Annotated in this window: 18 protein-coding genes; 3 read left to right on the top strand and 15 right to left on the bottom strand. The window is 58.1% G+C overall.

What is annotated here, in order from left to right; translation table 11 throughout:
• Positions 1–7: 7 nt before the first annotated feature.
• A complete protein-coding gene (locus JF535_RS09780; RefSeq protein WP_207001633.1) occupies positions 8–1,279 on the top strand; it encodes an HlyC/CorC family transporter in 1,272 nt (423 codons plus the stop codon).
• Between the two features lie 64 nt (positions 1,280–1,343).
• On the opposite strand, the gene rnhB is transcribed toward JF535_RS09780, so the two are convergent.
• From rnhB to rpsB, 15 genes are all read right to left on the bottom strand, one after another.
• Positions 1,344–1,958, bottom strand: coding sequence for a ribonuclease HII (rnhB, locus tag JF535_RS09775; protein WP_207001631.1), 615 nt, complete (start codon positions 1,956–1,958; stop codon positions 1,344–1,346).
• 18 nt (positions 1,959–1,976) lie between these two features.
• Positions 1,977–3,134 carry a lipid-A-disaccharide synthase gene (gene lpxB / locus JF535_RS09770; protein ID WP_207001629.1) on the bottom strand — a complete coding sequence of 386 codons (1,158 nt, stop codon included), beginning with the start codon at positions 3,132–3,134 and terminating at the stop codon, positions 1,977–1,979.
• A gap of 9 nt (positions 3,135–3,143) precedes the next feature.
• Complete coding sequence (gene lpxA, locus JF535_RS09765; RefSeq protein ID WP_207001627.1) at positions 3,144–3,923, bottom strand: acyl-ACP--UDP-N-acetylglucosamine O-acyltransferase; 780 nt, start codon at positions 3,921–3,923, stop codon at positions 3,144–3,146.
• 168 nt (positions 3,924–4,091) lie between these two features.
• Positions 4,092–4,529 carry a 3-hydroxyacyl-ACP dehydratase FabZ gene (gene fabZ / locus JF535_RS09760; protein WP_066965345.1) on the bottom strand — a complete coding sequence of 146 codons (438 nt, stop codon included), beginning with the start codon at positions 4,527–4,529 and terminating at the stop codon, positions 4,092–4,094.
• Between the two features lie 99 nt (positions 4,530–4,628).
• Complete coding sequence (lpxD, locus tag JF535_RS09755) at positions 4,629–5,726, bottom strand: UDP-3-O-(3-hydroxymyristoyl)glucosamine N-acyltransferase (RefSeq protein ID WP_207001625.1); 1,098 nt, start codon at positions 5,724–5,726, stop codon at positions 4,629–4,631.
• Between the two features lie 29 nt (positions 5,727–5,755).
• Positions 5,756–6,271, bottom strand: coding sequence for an OmpH/Skp family outer membrane protein (locus tag JF535_RS09750; protein WP_066965352.1), 516 nt, complete (start codon positions 6,269–6,271; stop codon positions 5,756–5,758).
• Positions 6,272–6,332: 61 nt separating this feature from the next.
• Positions 6,333–8,903: an outer membrane protein assembly factor BamA gene (gene bamA, locus JF535_RS09745; protein WP_207001624.1), complete on the bottom strand. Its 2,571-nt coding sequence runs from the start codon at positions 8,901–8,903 to the stop codon at positions 6,333–6,335.
• A gap of 82 nt (positions 8,904–8,985) precedes the next feature.
• A complete protein-coding gene (gene rseP / locus JF535_RS09740) occupies positions 8,986–10,344 on the bottom strand; it encodes an RIP metalloprotease RseP (RefSeq protein WP_207001621.1) in 1,359 nt (452 codons plus the stop codon).
• Positions 10,345–10,353: 9 nt separating this feature from the next.
• The gene (ispC, locus tag JF535_RS09735; protein WP_207001619.1) at positions 10,354–11,586 is read right to left on the bottom strand and encodes a 1-deoxy-D-xylulose-5-phosphate reductoisomerase; all 1,233 of its coding nucleotides are present in this window, start codon (positions 11,584–11,586) and stop codon (positions 10,354–10,356) included.
• A 113-nt stretch (positions 11,587–11,699) separates the two neighbouring features.
• Positions 11,700–12,545 carry a phosphatidate cytidylyltransferase gene (locus tag JF535_RS09730; RefSeq protein ID WP_207001618.1) on the bottom strand — a complete coding sequence of 282 codons (846 nt, stop codon included), beginning with the start codon at positions 12,543–12,545 and terminating at the stop codon, positions 11,700–11,702.
• A 75-nt stretch (positions 12,546–12,620) separates the two neighbouring features.
• Positions 12,621–13,382: a polyprenyl diphosphate synthase gene (gene uppS, locus JF535_RS09725; RefSeq protein ID WP_207001616.1), complete on the bottom strand. Its 762-nt coding sequence runs from the start codon at positions 13,380–13,382 to the stop codon at positions 12,621–12,623.
• Positions 13,382–13,939, bottom strand: a complete 558-nt coding sequence (gene frr, locus JF535_RS09720) for a ribosome recycling factor (protein ID WP_066965369.1) — start codon at positions 13,937–13,939, stop codon at positions 13,382–13,384. Before frr ends, uppS begins: the two co-directional genes overlap by 1 nt.
• Positions 13,936–14,673, bottom strand: coding sequence for a UMP kinase (gene pyrH, locus JF535_RS09715; protein WP_207001614.1), 738 nt, complete (start codon positions 14,671–14,673; stop codon positions 13,936–13,938). The genes frr and pyrH overlap by 4 nt, the downstream gene beginning before the upstream one ends.
• Before the next feature lie 290 nt (positions 14,674–14,963).
• A complete protein-coding gene (tsf, locus tag JF535_RS09710) occupies positions 14,964–15,827 on the bottom strand; it encodes a translation elongation factor Ts (protein WP_207001612.1) in 864 nt (287 codons plus the stop codon).
• Between the two features lie 133 nt (positions 15,828–15,960).
• Positions 15,961–16,707, bottom strand: a complete 747-nt coding sequence (rpsB, locus tag JF535_RS09705) for a 30S ribosomal protein S2 (RefSeq protein ID WP_207001610.1) — start codon at positions 16,705–16,707, stop codon at positions 15,961–15,963.
• 500 nt (positions 16,708–17,207) lie between these two features.
• Here rpsB and map point away from each other — a divergent pair, with 500 nt between their 5' ends.
• Complete coding sequence (gene map / locus JF535_RS09700; protein WP_207001608.1) at positions 17,208–17,978, top strand: type I methionyl aminopeptidase; 771 nt, start codon at positions 17,208–17,210, stop codon at positions 17,976–17,978.
• A gap of 167 nt (positions 17,979–18,145) precedes the next feature.
• The gene (locus tag JF535_RS09695; protein WP_207001606.1) at positions 18,146–20,881 is read left to right on the top strand and encodes a [protein-PII] uridylyltransferase; all 2,736 of its coding nucleotides are present in this window, start codon (positions 18,146–18,148) and stop codon (positions 20,879–20,881) included.
• Positions 20,882–20,885: the final 4 nt, after the last annotated feature.

Genomic DNA, 20,885 nt, shown 5'->3' with positions numbered 1-20,885 from the left:
CTTCCCCTTGAACGACCTGCCCCCCGGCCTGTTATTTGGATTAATAGGCCTGCTGATAGTCATTTCCGCCTTCTTCTCCAGCTCCGAAACCAGCATGATGGCGCTGAACCGCTATCGCTTGCGCCACCAGGCAAAAAGCGGGCATCGCGGTGCCAAGCGTGCCATGGAGCTGCTCGCGCGCCCGGACAAGCTGATTGGTGTCATCCTGATCGGCAACAACATGGTCAACATCCTGGCGTCCGTGATCGCCGGCGCGGTGTTTACCCGGCTGTACGGAGAAGCCGGGGTCTGGTATGCCACCGCCGCACTCACAGTGATTGTGCTGGTCTTTGCAGAAGTGACCCCAAAGACCATTGCTGCGTTGCACCCGGAAAAAATCGCCTTCCCCGCCAGCGTGATACTGCGCCCCCTACTGTGGCTTCTGTCGCCTTTTGTGTGGCTGGTAGGCAGTGTTTCCAACGCACTGGCACGACTCGTAGGCGTTGAGGCAGGCAAAGAGTCAGAAGCGGAACATCTGGCCCCGGAGGAACTCCGCTCGGTAGTGTTCGAATCCGGTGCACTGCTGCCCACCAAGCACAAAGGCATGCTGCTCAATGTGCTGGATCTGGATCAGGCCACCGTGGAGGACATCATGATCCCCCGCAACGAAGTGATTGGCGTCGACCTGGACCACTCCGCTGAAGAAATCCTGCAGCAACTGGCGGAAAGCAGCTTTACCCGCCTGCCGGTCTACCGCGGCGACATCAACCAGGTGGTCGGCATATTGCACCTGCGCCGCGCCGCGCAAATCCTGCGCGACGGCCCGGAGGAACTCACCGCGGAGACACTGAAGTCCCACCTGAACGAACCCTACTTCGTCCCCGAAGCCACTCCCCTGCCAACCCTGCTGATGAATTTCCAGCAGAAGAAGCGGCGCATGGGACTGGTCGTTGACGAGTACGGCGAGGTGATGGGCATCGTGACGCTGGAAGACCTGCTGGAAGAAATCGTCGGCGACTTTACCGCGAGCCCTGTACCCAGCGATGATGAAGAAATAATCGAGCAGGAAAATGGCTGGTACCTGGTCGATGGCGGCACATCAATCCGCGAGATCAATCGCACCCTGCACTGGCACCTGCCCACCGACGGCCCCAAGACGTTCAATGGCTTGATCATGGAGCACCTCGAAAGCATCCCCGAGGGCAACATCAGCCTGTATATCCAGGACTACCTGATCGAAATTGTGGAAGTCTCGGACAAGATGATTACCAGTGCGCGGGTAAAGAAAGCGCGGGGGTAGTTCGCGTCGCCCACCGTGGTGACGAGCAGTGGCGCCGGACAGAGGCAGCGCAGCTAGAACAGCTCTAGATCAGTTCCAGCTGTCGCCGCACCGGCGCGAAGCTCTTGCGGTGTACGGGGGTCACTCCCAGCCTTGCGAGGGCTTCCATATGTACCTTGGTGGGGTAACCCTTGTGCCCCGCAAGACCGTACCCGGGGTAGATAGCATCCAGCGCAACCATTTCACGGTCTCTGGTGACCTTGGCCAGTATCGATGCCGCAGCAATTGCCGCAACCCGGTCGTCGCCTTTCACCACCGTATCGCAATCATAGCGCCAGACAGGCTTGCGATTGCCATCCACCAAAACAAATTCCGGCTGCACTGACAACTGCTCGACTGCGCGACTCATCGCCAGCAGACTCGCCTGTAAAATATTCAACTGGTCGATTTCCTCGACCGTGGCCCGGGCGATGGCAAAACTGAGTGCTTTTTCCCGAATCTCGTCGAACAGCCGCTCACGCTTTTTTTCCGAAAGCTTTTTCGAATCCGCCAGCCCGGCAATCGGATTCTGCGGATCAAGAATCACCGCAGCGGCCACCACATCACCCGCCAGAGGCCCCCGCCCCACTTCGTCCACCCCCGCCAACAGGTCACCGGTGTAACGACAGACATAGGGAGGCAGAGTGGATTTGGACTTCATGGGAGCACTACTGAAAGATTATTGGTTGATCAATTTGCACACGGCTTCCGCGGCTTTTTCCGAGGCATCGCGACGCAACTGCTGGTGCAGCTCACTGAACTCCCTGCGCAGGGTATCCCCCAGCAACGGATCTTCAAAATAATGCAATATCGCGGCGCCAAGCGCTTCGGGCGTTGCATCATCCTGCAGAATTTCCGGCACCAGCTCGCGTTGCGCCAGCAGGTTGGGAAGCGATACCCAGGGGGTGTGCAGCATGCGAGAGAAAATAGCGTAGGACAGGCTCGCCATTTTGTAGGCGACCACCATGGGCTTGTTCATTAACATGGTTTCGAGGGTGGCCGTGCCGGAAGCAATCAGCACGGTGTCGGCGGCCGCCAGCGCCTGCTGCGATTGCCCATCGAGCACACGCAGCGGCAGGGCCTCGATCCCCGGCATCCCCGCAATTTGCTGCTCCAGCTGCGCCTTTCGCTCCGGGCTGGCCGCTGGCAACACAAACCGCAGGCTTCTGCGCCGCTGTGAGCACCAGAGCGCTGCCTGCAGGAATAGCGGGCCTAACAGACGCACCTCGCCGCCACGACTTCCGGGCAGCAGTGCCACCACTTCGTCATCCGGCGCAAACCCCAATGCTTTTTTCGCCGCGGGCACATCCACTTCCAGTGGGATTTCATCCGCCAGCGGATGCCCGACAAACGTTACCGGCACGTCGTGCTCACGATAGAAGTCCGCCTCGAACGGCAGCAGCGTCAGCATATGGTCCACCGCCCGCGCAATCTTCTTGATCCGCCCCTGCCGCCAGGCCCACACCGATGGGCTGACATAATGCACGGTGGGGATACCGGCAGAGCGCAGCGCCTCTTCCAGGCCGAGATTAAAATCCGGTGAGTCGATACCGACAAACAGGTCAGGGGGATTGGCAATAAAGTGTTCGCGCAGGGTGCGGCGAATTTTCAACAGCTCCGGCAAGCGCTTGAGTGGCTCCACCAGCCCCATCACTGACAGACGCTCCATGGGAAATAACGATTCCACACCCAGGGCCTGCATACGTGGCCCGGCGATGCCAATCGCTTCCACTTTATGAAAACGCTTTTGCAGCGCCGCGATCAAGCCGGCGCCGAGGATATCACCGGACGCCTCACCGGCCAGAATGCCGATGCGCAATACCTCTCGCTCAGACACTTGGCATCCTCAGCGGACAATGCCGCGAGTGGAGTTTTGAAGGGAGTCAATCCAGGGCTGGATCACCGCAGATTCCTGGCGCAGCTGAGCCAGAGACTCCAGGGCCTCATCGGTCGTCAACCCGCGCCGATAGACAATCTTGTAAGCCTTGTTGATCAGCGAGATTTCTTCACGGGTGAACCCGCGGCGGCGCAAACCTTCTGCGTTGATGGTTTTAGCTTCTGCCGGGTTCCCGGCCACCATGACATATGCGGGGACATCCTTGCCAATACCCGCACCCATACCGGTGAACGCATGTTCGCCAATGGTGCAATACTGGTGAACCAGGGTGTAGCCACTCAAGATGGCCCAGTCACGCACGAAGACGTGACCTGCCAGCGCCACATTGTTGACCAGAATAGTGTTGTTGCCGATCACGCTGTCGTGACCGATATGCGCGTAGGCCATCAGCAAATTATCATTGCCAATCGACGTTTCACCACGATCCTGGACCGTGCCGCGGTGAATGGTGACGCCCTCGCGAATCACGTTGTTGTCGCCGATCACCAGGGTCGTGTCTTCCCCCTGGTATTTTTTGTCCGGCGTATCCTGCCCCACGGTGGAGAACTGATAAATACGGTTGTTTTTGCCCAGCGTGGTGGGCCCATTGAGTACGACATGGGAGGCGATTTCGCAGCCATCGCCGATCTCTACATCCGGCCCGATCACACTGTAGGGGCCAATTTTCACGCCCTCGCCAATTTTTGCCGAGTCGTCGACGATCGCGGTCGGGTGAATACTGGTCTGCATTCTGTGGTCTTCTCCTCACCGGCTCGGGTTCCATCCGCGGGCAACTGCCTGCCATCGAAGAATGGCGCCGCAGACAACGCGGCTACTTTACCCCCGAACGGCGAATATAAAAAACAATTCGGTCACACACGCGCCAAGCAAATGCGACCAATTATTCATGCCGTGCACTCAGATTTTTTTGACCGCACACAGAATATCGGCGGACGCCGCCAACTCACCATCGACACTGGCCTTACCGGCGAACTTCCAGATACCACGACGCTCGGAAACCACCTGTGACTCCAGCTGCAAACGGTCACCAGGAACCACCTGGCGCTTGAAGCGCACGTTATCAATGCCGGCAAACAGGTACAGGTAACCATCTTCCGGCTTTTGACCGAGGGTCTTGAACCCCAGAATCCCGGATACCTGCGCCAGGGCCTCTACAATCATCACACCCGGGAAAATCGGCACTTCCGGGAAGTGGCCATTGAATACCTCCTCATTGATCGAGATATTCTTGAAGCCTTTGATCAACTTGCCCTCTTCCAACTCGACCACACGATCCACCAGAAGAAAAGGATAGCGGTGCGGCAGGTATTGACGAATTTCCTGTACGTCCATCATGACAATATGTCCCCAGAAACCACTTCGGGGCGCCTCTGACGCCCCGAAACTACTGATAAAAAAACTGTTTTACGATCAAAGACCGACCAATGTCCGGACTCAGCGAGGATCACCTTGCGGCGGGCCATCCGCCTCTTGCTTCCGTGGCGCAGCTTCCTGCTCAATCTGCGCCAGCGACTTTTCCACATTCCCCAGACGCTTCGACATCTGATCCAACTGGCCAAAACGGACCGCGTTGCGACGCCAGGTGCGACTCTCTGAGAAAGGCGTACCGCTGGAATAAGAGCCGGGCTCCTCAATGGATTTGGTTACCAGGGTACGAGCCGTAACGTGGCTGCGATCCGCGATGGTCACGTGGCCAACGATACCCACGCCACCCGCAATTGTGCAGTGCTTACCGATAACGGCACTACCCGCCACCGCGGAACAGGCAGCCATGGCTGAGTAGTCACCAATCTGCACATTGTGCGCGATCTGGACCATGTTGTCGATCTTGACCCCACGGCCGATCACGGTATTACCCAGTGCACCGCGGTCAATGCAGGAGTTTGCGCCAACCTCGACCTCATCCGCGATCTCAACGCCACCAAGCTGATGGATTTTAGTCCATTTACCCTGGCTGGGGGCGAAACCGAAACCATCGGCACCAATCACCGTATTGCTGTGAACAATACAGTCGGCACCAATAAAACATCCGTGATAAACCACCACGCCGGGAAATAACCGGCTCCGCGCGCCAATAACACTGCCGGCACCAACAATGCTGCCAGCACCGATTACCGCGTTTTCTGCAATCTGCGCCCGCGCTTCGATTACCGCACCGGGACCGACGTAGGCGCTGTGATGCACCTCAGCCGAGGGGGCAACCGACGCCGACGGGTCAATGCCCGCAGCATATTGTGGGGAACGATCATAAATGGACGTCGCTCGGGCAAATGCCTGGTAGGGATCGGCCACCACCAGGGCACTCACGGGGCAGGACGCCGCCTGCTCCGCGGTCACCAGCACGGCACAGGCACGCGTGGAGGAAAGGAAACGTTTGTAGGCCGCACTGGCCAGAAAGCTGACTTCTTGCTGGGTGGCGTCTTGCAGGGTATTGAGCCCGCTGGGGACCAGAGAATCACTGGCCCCGGCCGCCAGGCGCAATTCAGCGCCCAGCTTCTCAGCCAACAGCGCCAGCGTTGGCTGCTCGCTCATATTGTTTTCCGAAAGCGGTTGTTCAGCAATTATTTGGCGGCGTTAAGACGCTTCACCAGTTCCTCGGTCAGGTTTGCGTTGGCACCCGCATAAACCGCAGAGGTGGCATCCAGCACCAGGTCGAGCTTGCGCTCTTTGATCACTTCTTCCAGCGCGGTCTTGGCTTTCGGCAGCAGGTCTTTCTGCAGGTCTTGCACCGCCTGACCCTCCATTGCGCGCAGCTTTTTCAGTGTGGTTTCAAAATCGGAACGCTTGAAATTCATTTTGCGCTGCTGCTCGGCCTTCTGCTCGTCGGACCAAGTCATGCCATTTTTCTGGGCGTCTTCCGCCATCTTTTGCACTTCCGCACGAATGCTTTCCGCGCTGTTTTGCAATTGCGAGTATTCTGAACTGGTTTTCAGCGCATTGATTTTGGAGGTCGCTTTTTCAGTGCTCATGATCGCCGCCTGAATATTCACCACAGCGACCTTGGTCTGCGCTACGGCTGCGCCGGTAAACAGCAGACCTGCCAGTAAAATTGCACTTGCTTTAACAAATTTGAACACGTTTATTCTCCGTATCTCTGTTCATTTACTGCACCCAAGGGAGCACAGGTATTTTTATTAATTAGAAGCTGTTACCCAGCGAGAACTGGAACACTTCTACATCATCGTCGTCGTTCTGCTCCAGTGCTTTGGAGAGGCTGAAGGTAAGCGGGCCAAAGCCGGTAATCCAGGTCAGGCCTATACCTGCTGAGACGTTGAGGTACTTGGCGTCGATATCGTAACAGTTCAGCTGAGATTCACCACAGTTGGAACTGAAAACATTACCCACGTCGACAAAAAATGCAGACTGCATGGAGCGCTGATCTTTCACGAACGGGATGGGGAAAATGACTTCCGCACTACCTTCCACCAGAATGTTGCCACCAAAAGGTTGCGGCCGGCGCGTGGGTTCGGTCGTCGCCAACTCACCGGTGGAGTCATCCAACACATAGCAGAATTTGGTGGTGTCCCCTTCCGCATTCACGGCGCACTCGCGGATAATATAGTTGACCGCTGGCGTGGAGCGCGGGCCAAGGGTATTGCGCTCGAACCCTCGTACCGAGCCGAATCCACCACCGTAGAAATTCTCAAAGAATGGCAGCTGCTCTGTATCCCCATACCCTTCGGCGTAACCGAGGCGGGTGCGCAGCCGCAGGGTGAGATCCTTGGTCAGCGGGCGGAAATACTGGCCCGTGTAAATGAACTTGTAGTATTCGAGATCGCCACCGGGCAACGCGATTTCTACCGATGCCCGTTGCGACGCACCACGAGTGGCGAGAATACCTCGGTTTAGGGTCGAGCGGGCATAGGAGGTGGTCAGAGACCAGGTATCGAATGCATCGCCGTAGAGGTCAACAAACCCCATGGGATTGGTATTCAACAGGCTCTCATCCAGCGGCATACTGAGATCCAGCGCCAGATTGTCTTCTTTTGCCTTCGCGATAGCCTCCAGCACATCCGCCTGATCAGAACTCAGGATTTCCCCAGTGACACCATCCACGGGTAGCGGACTACCCTTGATTTCCTGCACCGAGTTGCTGTTGGAGCTCAATTCCAGGTGGTTGAAGCCTACGTTCAGCCCAACCCGGGAAATTTCAGACACCGGGTAACCAAAGCTGAGGCCGGCCCCATAGGTAGTGGTGTTATAGCTGGAGAGATTAATTTCCGAATAGTCGCGCTCCTGGTAAAACACATTGAACCCGCGGCTTACCCCATCCGGCGTGAAATAAGGGTCGGTGTAGGAGAAATTAACCACAGACTGGTATCGGGAGGTGTTTACCGCAAAACCAACCGATTTGCCGGTACCCAGCCAGTTGTTCTCCTGAATATTGGCGCCCAGTACCAGGCCGCTGCCCTGCGCATAACCCAGAGTGCCACCAATGGTGCCCGATGGCTGCTCTTCTACGGTGTATTCCACATCAATCTGGTCGGAAGTGCCCGGCACCTCGGTGGTTTCCACCTGCACTTCCTTGAAGTACCCGAGACGCTCGAGACGTACCTTGGACTGCTCGATACGGGCAGAAGATGCCGATGCAGATTCCATCTGGCGCATTTCACGGCGCAGTACATCGTCCGAGGTACGCGTGTTACCACGGAAATTGATCCGGCGGACATAGGCGCGTTTACCCGGATCAATGAAGAAGGTCACCTTCACGGTTTTGTCTTCATTATTGGCTTCCGGCATGCCGTTGACTTCGGCAAAGGTGTAGCCTTCGTTGCCGAGGCGCTTGGTGATGTAATCAGAGGTGGTGGTCATCAACACCTGCGAGAACGTCTGCCCCTTGCGCACCAGCAACAGGCGACGAATTTCTTCCTCGGATACCACAGGATCACCCGCCAGCTCTACCTCGGAAACCTTGTAGATGTCCCCTTCGGTAATATTGACGGTGATAAATACGCTCTGCTTGTCCGGGCTGAGGGAAACCTGGGTAGAGTCGATTTTAAATTCCAGGTAACCGCGGTCCAGATAGTAGGACTCCAGTCGTTCCAGGTCGCCGGTCAGCTTTTCCCGGGAATACTTGTCGTCGCTGTTCAGCCACGACAGCCAGCCGGTGGTCTGCAGCTCGAAAATTTCCGCCAGCTCATCGTCCGAGAAGGCACTGTTGCCGACAATATTGATATGCTTGATCGCAGCCACGGAGCCCTCGTCCACGACAACTCTCAGCTCCACCTGGTTGCGCGGCAGCTCTTTGACTTCGGTTTTCACGCTGGCGCCGTAGCGCCCCTGCGCCACGTACTGCCGCTGCAGCTCCTGGGCCAGCCCCTCAAGGGTTGCGCGCTTGAAGATCTGCCCTTCGGCCAGGCCGTTATCGTTCATGCCCTTGAGCAGGTCTTCCGTTTTGATCGCCTTGTTGCCAGTGATTTCAATCTTGGAAATGGCCGGACGCTCGCGCACGGTAATTACCAGAACGCCGTTTTCACGACCAATCTGAATATCCTGGAAGTAACCGGTACGGAATAGCGCGCGTGTAGCACTCTGGATTTCCAGACTTTCGATCTGGTCGCCAACACGCACTGGCAGTGCCGCAAATACGCTACCGGCAGAGACACGCTGCAGGCCTTCAACGCGAATGTCGTTGACGACAAACGACTGGGCATAGGCTGCAACCGGCAGAGCCAGGCCAAGCGACGCCGCTTTCAGGAAATTCTTCATCTACTAATTCCGAGTTGTTATTCGCAAATCCAGCCGGGCCATTGTGCCCGTTGTTACATTTCCAGCTTTCCGGGAGCCGGACCTAGAGGCGCAAAATGTCGTTGTATAACGCCAGCGCCATAATACCGAGTACCATGGCCATACCCACCTGCAGCCCAATCATCTGCACCCGTTCCGATACCGGTGAGCCCTTGATGGCCTCGATTCCGTAGTAAAGCAGATGCCCGCCATCGAGAACCGGAATGGGTAGCAGGTTTAATACGCCCAGGCTGATACTCAACAGCGCCAACAATGACAAGAACGACTGCCATCCGGCGTCCGCCGAGGTGCCGGCCACTTTAGCAATGGTAATTGGGCCACTCAAGTTGCGGGTAGACAACTGTCCGAACAGCAGCTTCTTCAGGCTCTCGAGGGTAAACGCGGTTTTACTCCAGGTTTCCTCGAGCCCCTTGCTGAAAGCGCCGAGCACCCCATAGTGATAGCGTCTCACCCGGTCTTCAGGCCAGGCCGAGGCCAGCGGCAGCACACCGATGCGCCCAATCTCTTCACCGGTATCCTGCTTGACCGTATCCGGCGTAATCGACAGCCGCTGCTCGGCCCCATCCCGCAGCACGGTGACTTCCAGCGCCTGCCCCGGATGGGCCTTGATATAGTTGGTCCAGTCATCCCAACCGTCGTACTTGCGGCCGTCGGTGGCGACGATCTCATCCCCCGCTTGTAACCCACCCTGCTCCGCAGGGCTGCCCGGGACGACCTGGGCGAGCTGCATACTCACCGACGGCGTCCACAGCGCGATACCGATCTCCTGCAGCGGGTCTGGCACTTCCTGCCCGGCCAGCCAGCGCTCCACGTCCGCGTACATATGATATTCGAGCGAAGAATCCGGGTAGCGCACCGAAAATTTGATGTGCCCCGTATCACCCAGGCGCTGGGCAAGTTGCCAGTTGAGCGCCTGCCAGGTCGGCGTGGCGTGATCATCGACCGCGATAATCTCCTGCCCCGCCTCCAGACCGGCAAATGCCGCCAGACTGCCGGGCTCCACCTTGTCCACGATGGGCACCGCACCCGAGGTACCACCGAGGAAAACGCCCCAAAAGAGGACAATCGCCAGCAAAAAGTTGGCGGCAGGTCCTGCCGCGGCGATCGCCATGCGCTGCCACACGCTTTTGCGGTTAAACGCCTGATCCAGCTCTGCCGGCGTAACATTGCCCTCGCGTTCGTCCAGCATCTTTACATAGCCGCCAAGCGGGATGGCAGAAATAGTGAACTCGGTACCGTGCCGGTCATAGCGGGAAAACAGCCGACGGCCGAATCCCACGGAAAAGCGCAATACCTTGACCCCACACCAGCGCGCCACGATGAAGTGGCCAAACTCGTGAAAGCTCACCAGCACACCGAGGGCGATCAGGGCCCAGACTGCAGTTTGTAGAAAATCTAACATGGGGTCAGTTTACATTGATCTCGATTGCGGACACGGTTGCCCCACAGGGGTACCGCACATTTCTTCCAGTAGGTCGCAGGCCCGCTCACGAGCGATCCGGTCAGCGAGTTCGACTGCATCCAGGTCTGTCAGTTCAACAATTTGGCTGGATTTCATGACCTTTTCGATCAACTGGGCAATTCCGGTGAACGGAAGGCGCCCGCCGAGGAACGCCTCAACGGCAATCTCATTGGCGGCATTGAGAACCGTGGGCGCACTACCTCCGGCCTCCATCGCTTCCCGGGCCAGTCGCAGGCAGGGGAAACGCACCTCATCCGGCGCCTCAAAATCGAGCCGCCCCTGTGCAATCAGATCCAGGGCCGAAACCCCGCTGTCGATACGTTCCGGGAACGCCAGCGCATGCGCAATGGGGGTCCGCATATCCGGGTTGCCCATTTGCGCCAGCAGCGAGCCATCCCGGTACTGCACCATGGAGTGCACGATGCTCTGGGGATGCACCACCACCTCAATATCTTCCGGGCTGGCGTGGAAAAGATAGCAGGCCTCAATAAATTCCAGCCCCTTGTTCATCATGGTGGCGGAATCTACCGAGATTTTGCGTCCCATCGACCAGTTGGGATGGGCGCAGGCTTCATCCGGCGTCACTGCTTCCAACGCCGCTGGTGGGGTGGTACGGAAAGGACCACCGGAGCCCGTTAGCAGAATCCGCTCAACCCCCGCGCCCTGCAAGGTGTCACAGGGGTGCGGCAAGCACTGAAAAATGGCGTTGTGTTCACTGTCGATGGGAAGCAGCTGGGCATCACTCTCGGCGAGAGCCTGCATGAACAAGGGACCAGCCATCACCAGCGACTCCTTGTTGGCCAACAGCACCTTCTTCCCGGAGCGCACGGCAGCAAGCGTCGGTTTCAGCCCGGCGGCACCAACAATGGCCGCCATCACCACCGCCACCCGCGCATCAGACGCCACCCGACATAAAGCGTCGACACCATAGAGCACTTCCGTGGGAAGATCCTCCCCCGCCAGCGCGGACTGGAGCTGAGTGGCCCGCTCCTTGTCCAGCACAACGGCGTAGCGCGGGGCATACTGCCGGCACTGCTGCGCCAACTCCGCCACACGCTCACGGGCGGTGAGTGCAAATACGGAATATTTATCAGGGTGACGGGCGAGCACATCGAGGGTACTGACACCAATAGAGCCAGTGGAACCGAGCACGCAGACGGGTTGCGGGGTGTTGGAATACATGAAAACGAACTACCTCAAAGCCCCGGCGGCAGATCGAGTCGATCTGACGCGAGGGCCAATTTTCGTTAACGGCTCACAGGCTGGGCGGCACACAGACAAGATACGCCCTACGGTTACAGATACTTGGGAAGTTCACTGGCCAGGGCCGCCATGGTAAATACCGGCAACGCGGCCGTGAGGCTGTCGAGGCGATCGAGAATACCGCCGTGGCCAGGCAGGATTCGGCTGCTGTCTTTGATTCCCCGGTGGCGCTTGAACATACTCTCTACCAGGTCGCCAATCACCGATGCCAGAGCCGTCACCAGGACACCCACCGTAAACAGGAAGGTATTCTTGGCGGGGAGCTCAAACGCGAACGAGACCCCCAACGCCAGCACGAGACACGCGGCGAGACCGCCAAAGAAGCCTTCCCACGATTTGCCGGGACTCACCTCGCGCGCCAACTTGTGCTTGCCAAACTTGCGCCCCACGAAGTAGGCGCCGACATCGGCGGCAACCACCACCGCCACCACAAATAACACCAGCCAGGCACCGTGCTCCAGTCCCTGGAGGATCACGACGGACAGCCACGCAGGCACCAGCACCACCAGGCCAATCAGCCCCCGCGCCCAGCGGTTACCCCACAACATGGCACTGGCGGGATACCCTTGTACCCAGAGAAATGCCAGTGCCCACCATCCGCAAGCGACGGCCAGAATCTGGCGCGCGCGATCGGTATCGGGGTTGGAAAAATCAAAGTCAAATACATAGCGCGCGGTGGCAATCAATGCCGCACCCAATGCGCCAAGGAAAACGAACCGCAAAGCACGATTCAAATTGGAGAGATTGGCCCACTCCCAGCCACCCAAAAGAATGACACCGGCAATCGCAATCGAAAACCATTGCTGCGGCACCCAGAAAAGCAGCCCCAGAAAAAGAGCGACTAACACCAGCGCGGTAATTATTCGTTGTTTTAGCACCGTTTAACCCTTGATCAATGTATTCTGGTGACCGGCTGCCTCATCTCATCAGCCGGGACCGATTAACCCCGGCCCTCAGGCCTGCGCCTCCAGACCGCCCGGATTACGTCCACCAAAGCGGCGATCACGCCGCTGGTACGCATCCAGCGCAAGGTCCAACTCGTTTGTATCGAAATCCGGCCACAGCGTTTCGGTAAAATAGAATTCGCTGTAGGCGGCCTGCCAGAGGATGAAATTACTGATTCGCTGTTCACCACTGGAACGTATCAATAAATCCACCGGCGGCAGGTCAGCCAGCTGCACTCGCTCGCCCAATGCCACATCGTCAATGGACTCTGCACTGCGCTCACCGCGAGCCACCTCTTCGGCCAGTAAACGGGCCGCCTGGGCGATATCCCACCGGCCACCGTAGTCCGCAGCGATAACCAGCGTACCGCTGGTGCCTTCGCGGGTCAGCGCTTCGGCTTCGGCAATTGCTCGCTGCAACCTCTGCGAGAAGCGGTCCCGCCGGCCAATCACCCGCAGCCGCACGCCCTGCTCGTGCATCTTGCGTGCCTCACGCCGCAGATAGGAATGGAACAGCGTCATCAACAGTTCCACTTCCGCCGGCGGACGCTGCCAGTTCTCACTGGAAAAAGCGAACAGCGTCAGCACCTCAATCTGGCGCGCTTTGCAGGCCTCGATCAGATCACGAATCCGTTCGACACCGGCCTTGTGCCCCGCGGAGGGCGACAAGCCCCGGTTTGCCGCCCAGCGGCCGTTGCCATCCATGATGATGGCAACGTGGCGAGGCCCCAATGGCTCATACTCTGTCGCACCAGTACCACCAGCTGACATCAGATTTCCATCAGGTCTTTTTCTTTCACCGCCAGTGCTTTTTCCACTTCGGCAACGTACTTGTCCGTCAGCTTCTGGATTTCATCCGCAGCACGACGCTCATCGTCTTCGGAGATTTCCTTTTCCTTCAGCAGCGCTTTTACTTCTGCCAGCGCATCGCGACGGTTATTACGGATAGACACCCGCGCGCTCTCCGCTTCACCTTTCGCCTGCTTGATGAAATTCTTGCGAGTCTCTTCGGTCAGCATGGGCATAGGAATACGAATGACCGCACCGGCGGTGCTCGGATTCAGACCGAGATCTGACTTCATGATGGCTTTTTCGATGTCGGGTACCAGGTTCTTTTCCCAGGGCGTCACCGACAGGGTGCGCGCATCTTCCACAGTGACATTGGCCACCTGGGAAAGCGGGGTATCAGAGCCGTAGTAAGACACCTGAATGCCGTCGAGAATACTGGGGTGCGCGCGACCTGTGCGGATCTTGTTAAAATTGCTGCCCAGTGCTTCAAGGGCCTTCTTCATGCGCCCTTCCGCTTCTTTCTTGATATCGTCAATCACTGATTCACGTCCTCTTCAATAAGTGTGCCTTCAACACCGCCCACAACGATGTTCAGCAGTGCGCCGGTCTTGTCCATCCGGAAGACCCGCACTGGCATGTTGTGCTCGCGGCACAGGCAGATTGCAGTTAAATCCATCACACCGAGCTTTTTGTCGAGCACCTCATCGTAGGTGAGGCGGTCGTAACGGGTCGCATCGGGAACCAGCACCGGGTCAGCGGAGTAAACCCCATCTACCTTGGTGGCCTTGAGGACCATTTCCGCTTCGATTTCGATACCACGCAGACACGCCGCAGAATCGGTGGTGAAGAACGGATTACCGGTGCCTGCGGCGAAAATCAGTACTTCCCCGCGCTCCAAGTATCGGATCGCCGCGCGGCGGTCGTAGTGGTCTACGATACCGCTCATCTGGATCGCGGACATAACCCGGGAGGAGATATTCGAGCGCTCCAGCGCATCGCGCAGCGCCAGTGCGTTCATCACCGTGGCCAGCATACCCATATGGTCGCCGGTCACACGGTCCAGTCCGGCGGCATTCAACGCCGCACCGCGGAACAGGTTGCCACCGCCGACCACCAGGCCAACCTGGACACCAATGCCCACCAGCTGACCGATTTCCAGTGCCATTTTGTCCAGCACCTTGGGGCTGATCCCGAACCCCTGCTCGCCCATCAGCTCTTCTCCGCTGAGCTTTAACAGGATTCGCTTGTACTTACGGTCTTTAATACCTGGCATCCTTTGATCCTCAACTGTCACGGGCTCAATTCATTGTTGAGGCACAAACTCCATTCCAGTTTGCGCCCGCCGAACATTACAACAATTTCGGCGCTTTACCTATGGCCCAGCCGTTCAGGAGGGCGCATTACCTCGATATTCCGCCCTGCAGGCAATACAACTGCACACTTTGTGAGCACCAGATTGCCGCAAGCCAGATACCACAACGGGGTGCCCCGGCAGTATTCGGATGAACACCCCGGGAGCACCCCGCTGGCGCCGGCGACACTGGGTCGCCGGCGAATCAGACATCAAGAGCTGGATTTAACCTGTGCAGCCACTTCCGCTGCAAAGTCCACTTCTTCCTTCTCAATGCCTTCACCCACTTCGAAACGCACGAAGCTGGCTACATCACCACCGGCATCCTTCACCAGCTTGGCAACGGTAACATCCGGGTTCTTCACGAAGGGCTGCTCAACCAGGCTGTTTTCCTTCAGGAACTTCTTGATACGACCGCCCATCATCTTCTCGACGATTTCGGCAGGCTTACCTTCCATATCCGGCTGGGCCTTGATGATCTCTTTTTCCTTCTCCAGCACGTCGGCCGGCATATCTTCCGGCTTCACAACCTGCGGGTTTACCGCAGTTACGTGCATGGCCACATCGCGCGCAGTCTCAACGTCACCGCCGCTCAGGGCAACGATGGCCGCAATGCGGCTGTTGGAGTGAACATAAGCACCCACTACCGGCGCTTCCACCAGCTCGATACGGCGCACACCAATGTTTTCGCCGATCTTCTGTACCAGCGCTTCACGCGCTTCTTCCAGCTCGCCTTCCATCAGCGCGGCAACGTCCACCTGGCGCTCGGCAAAAGCCTTATCAACAACCTTGGCAACGAACGCCTTGAAGTTGTCATCGCGGGCCACGAAGTCGGTTTCGGAGTTCACTTCTACCAGAACACCGTAGCTGCCATCTTCGGCAACTTTGGCGGCAACAATGCCGTCCGCTGCGGTACGGCCCGCTTTCTTGGCCGCTTTCAGGCCGGAGGCCTTACGCAGATCTTCAATCGCTTTTTCGATATCACCATCGGCCTCGGTCAGTGCTTTTTTGCACTCCATCATCGGCAGGCCGGTGCGCTCGCGCAGTTCTTTTACCATTGACGCGGTAATCGCCATGATTCAATCCTCGGGTTCAGATTCAAATTCTTTGATGGATTTGAAAAAAAGGGGCCGGATAAATGGCCCCTTTTCCCTGCAGCGTAACCCAATAATGTTACACCGCCAGTAGCCTGCAGCTATGACTCAGATATTAAGAGTCAGCAGCAGCCTGGTCGTCGCTCGCTTCTACGTATTCGCTCTGCGCAGCACCGCCAGCTTCTGCAGCACCGGCAACAACCGCATCGGCTACCGCAGTGGTGTACAGCTTGATGGCACGGATGGCGTCATCGTTACCAGGGATAACGTAATCAACGCCTTCAGGGCTGCTGTTGGTGTCAACGATACCAATCACCGGGATACCCAGCTTGTTGGCTTCCTGAATAGCGATACGCTCGTGCTCAACGTCGATCACGAACAATGCGTCAGGCAGACCGCCCATATCTTTGATACCACCGATGGAGCGCTCAAGCTTCTCCATGGTGCGAGTGCGCATCAGGGCTTCTTTCTTGGTCAGCTTCTCGAAGGTGCCGTCCTGAGACTGGGCTTCGAGGTCGCGGTAACGCTTGATGGAAGCGCGGATGGTTTTGTAGTTGGTGAGCATACCACCCAGCCAGCGGTTGCTGACGTAAGGCTGGCCTGCACGCTCCGCCTGCTCTTTGATGGACTTCTGCGCAGCGCGCTTGGTGCCAACAAACAGAACCTTCTTCTTCTGCGCAGCCATGCCTTTGATGATTTGCAGAGCTTCGTTGAAGGCCGGAACAGTGTGCTCGAGGTTGATGATGTGAATCTTGTTACGGGCACCAAAGATGAATTGACCCATCTTGGGGTTCCAGTAGCGGGTCTGGTGACCAAAGTGGACACCAGCCTGCAGCATATCGCGCATGCTGACTTGCGGCATAATAAACCTCAGTTTTCACACGGAAGCGACGAGCACTATCTTTTGCTGATCACTTCCCGGGTTACATCCTCCATATACCCCATTCACCAATCCCCACCTTCAAAACTGACAGTGAAGACACCCAGGAGAATGTGCCGGTATATGTGCGGCGTTTGTTCAGGGCAGAGAAAAAATCCCGCCCCGGCTTGGTTGATTTCGCCCGGGCACCGCCCAAAGCGGCGCGCTTTATACCACATTACCGGGAGCGCTGGAAGTATAGGCTCGTCAGGAATGCGTCGAAGGCCACTCCGATTGCCGCTGCCCACACAGCCCCCGACACCACCGCCCGCCAGCAGCGCTGACCTCCCACGGAATGACCGGAGAGACGGGGCCGGCCACAGGGGCCTGATTATGTGCTGCAGCGCGGTAATTCCGCTACAATATCGCGCCGCACGCCACCTGGCTCGCCAGACGTTGTTCGCCAACGTGCGTATAAATGTACAGAATTTCCGGGAAAATCCATGACCAATGCCGTAAAGACCCCTGAACAGATCGCCAAAATGCGCACCGCTGGCCGCCTGGCCGCCGAGGTGCTGGAGATGATTGGCGAGTACGTCGTTCCCGGTGTCACCACGGAAGAGCTGGACCGCCGCTGCCACGACCACATCGTCAATGTGCAACAGGCGATTCCCGCCTGCCTCGGCTACCGCGGCTTTCCCAAGTCCATCTGCACCTCCGTCAACGAGGTGGTCTGCCATGGTATTCCGTCGGAATCCAAGGTTCTCAAGAAGGGCGACATCATCAACATCGACGTAACAGTCATCAAGGATGGCTGGTATGGCGATACCTCCAAGATGTACTTCGTAGGCAAGCCCGTGCCCCACGCAAAACGCCTGGTCGAGGTGACGCAGGAGTGTCTGTACAAGGCCATCGAAATTGTGCGCCCCGGCACCACCCTGGGGGATATCGGCCATGTTATCCAGCAGCACGCCGAGAAAAATTACTATTCCGTGGTGAAAGACTTCTGCGGCCACGGGATCGGCAACGTCTTCCACGAAGACCCACAAATCCTGCACTACGGGAAGCCCGGCACCGGGCAGGTGCTGGAAGAAGGCATGACCTTCACCATCGAACCCATGATCAACGCCGGCAAACCAGGCAGTCGTGTATTGCGGGATGGCTGGACCGCCGTGACCGTAGACAGACGCCTGTCCGCTCAGTGGGAGCACACCATGGCTGTTACGTCGGACGGCGTAGAGATCCTGACCGCGCGCAAGGAAGAGTCGTTTTAATCCGGCAAGGCGCTGCTGGTACAGAGCACAGCCAGAGTTATCGCGTGAATACGGCCACCATTAACCAGCCTGCGTCTGGCTAATTCGATCGTGGCCAGGGAAGGAACAACAGGTTCAGGGCACCGTGCACACCCACGGGAGCCCGGGCCGAACCGGACTCGATACTGATGAATTCCAAGCCACTGGCTCAGATACCACACTTTGAAAGGCCGCTTTTTTTCTTCGACCAGTCCCGCTTCCGCCGCGACCTGGAAGCCGGTGAGCGCCCGGCGCTGGAGATTTTCAAAGATGCCGTGGTTGCGGCTGACACCCATATGGGGCGCCGCTTCCACGAGGGCGAAGATGTCCGCACGCTGGTTTACGAGCGGGCCCTGTTTGTCGACTGCCTGCTGCACTACGCCTGGCATCAGTTTCAGTGGCCAGACAACATCAGCCTGCTGGCCGTCGGCGGTTACGGTCGCGGTGAATTGCACCCGAAGTCGGACATTGACCTGCTGATCCTCAGCCTAGAAAAGCCCACCGGCAACACCGTCGACAATATCGAACGGCTGGTCGCTTTTCTGTGGGACCTGAAGCTCGACATTGGTCACGCGGTACGTACGGTCGACCACTGCATCGAAATGGCCGCGGAAGACATCACCGTCGCCACCAATCTGATGGAATGCCGCACGGTGGTGGGCAACCCGGCGCTGGGCGAGGCACTGGCGGCGCGCATGACGCCCGACAAGATCTGGCCCGCGGACCAGTTCTTCAGCGCAAAGTATGCCGAACAGGAATCCCGCCACAACAAACAGCAGGGTGCCGAATACAACCTCGAGCCCAACATCAAAAAGGCTCCCGGTGGATTGCGGGATATCCAGACCATCAACTGGGTGGCCAAGCGTTACTTCAAGGTGCGTACACTCAAGCAGCTGCAGGGCAAAGGCTTTTTTACCGAGGAGGAATTTGCCATTTTGCAGTCCGGTGAGGACTTCCTGTGGCGCGTACGCTACGGGCTTCACCTGTTGGCCGGACGACCGGAAGAGCGGCTGCTGTTTGACTACCAGCGCGAACTGGCGCGGGAGTTTGGCTACAAGGACAACGATGCCCACCTGGCCGTCGAGCAGTTCATGCACACTTATTACCGCATCGTTATGGCGCTGCGGGAACTGAACGATGTGATGCTGCAGTTCCTGGATGAGGCCATCCTCCAGCGCGGCAAACACCTGCCGGTCACCCCCATCAACGAACGCTTCCAGTTGCGCGGCAACACGATTGAGGCCACGGTCACCCGCACCTTTATCGAATACCCGCCCGCGCTGCTGGAAATCTTCGTGCTGATGGCCAACAACCCGGACATCGACGGTGTACGGGCCTCCACCATCCGATTGATCCGCGAACACCGCCACCTGATTGACGACCAGTTTCGCGCAGACCCTACCAACACACGCCTGTTCATGCAGTTGCTGCGCAGCCCCCGCGGGCTCTCCACCCAGCTCACCCGCATGACACGCTACGGCATCCTCGGTCGCTATCTGCCGGAGTTTGGCCGGGTCACCGGGCAAATGCAGCACGACCTGTTCCACATCTACACCGTGGACGCCCACACCCTGCAGGTGGTGCGTAATATGCGCAGCTTCCGCGACGACGATGCCTGGGAGAAATTCCCCCTCGCCGCAGAAATCCTGTCGCGTATGCGCAAGCCAGAGCTGCTGTATATCGCCGGCCTCTACCACGACATCGCCAAGGGCCGTGGCGGCGACCACTCAAAGCTCGGCATCGTGGACGCAGACGCTTTTTGCCGCCGTCACGGGCTGCCGGCGCGGGACCGCCGCCTGGTGTGCTGGCTGGTGGAAAAACACCTGCTGATGAGCGCGGTATCCCAGAAGCAGGACATTTCCGACCCCGAGGTGGTGCACGCGTTTGCCGGCGAAGTCGGCGACCGTGAACACCTGGACTACCTGTATGCCCTTACCGTGGCGGACATCAATGCCACCAACCCGGACCTGTGGAACAGCTGGCGCGCGAGCCTGATGCGCCAGTTGTACCAGTACACTCAGCGCGCGCTGCGCCGGGGCCTGGAAAACCCGATCGATCGCGATGAAATCTACATCGAAACCCAGGCGCAAGCCCGCAACATGCTGCGCGCCATGGGCCTGCCCAGCAATGCTGTCGAAGACATCTGGTCGGAAATGGGGGAAGACTATTTCGTGCGCGAAAGCGCCGACAGTATCACCTGGCACACCGCCGCGATCTATCAGCTGCAGAAAGACCCGGAGCGCGACGAGGACACGGACAGTGTTGTGCTCACCCGCAATTCCGGCCCCGGCGAACACGACGGTGCCACCGAGGTTTTCGTATACACTCCGGACCGCCCCAACGTGTTTGCCGCGGTGGTAACCGGCCTCGATATGCTCAACCTGAACATTCACGATGCGCGCCTGTACAGCTCCGCGGGCGGTTACACCCTCGACACCTTCTATGTGCTGGATGAGTCTGGCCAGCCCCTGCTGGATGAACCGCATCGTCTGGAGCAGATCCGCAATACCCTGCAGCAGGAACTGAAACTGGTGGAGGACTACTCCAAAGTGATTCAGCGCCGCACTCCGCGCCGCCTGAAAATGTTCCACCTGCCCAGCCAGGCCCATATTTCTACGAGCCCGGAAGATAACTACAGCACCCTGGAAATCACCAGCGCGGACCGACCGGGCCTGCTGGCGCGGATCGCGCGCATATTCATTTCCCACGATCTGCGTCTGCACAATGCCAAGATTTCCACCCTGGGGGAGCGCGTCGAGGATATTTTCCATATCACCGACGCCGACGATCAACCGCTCACCGACCCGGCACTGATCGAGACACTGGAGCAGGCCATCTGCCAGGAACTGGATGCACACCAGGCCACGCTGCCGCCGCAGCCCTGACCGC

This window comes from Microbulbifer salipaludis (assembly GCF_017303155.1).
In the GTDB taxonomy this organism is placed as follows: Bacteria; Pseudomonadota; Gammaproteobacteria; order Pseudomonadales; family Cellvibrionaceae; genus Microbulbifer; species Microbulbifer salipaludis.
Note: the sequence above shows the minus strand (reverse complement) of the source record. Positions and strands in the feature narration are given on the sequence as shown.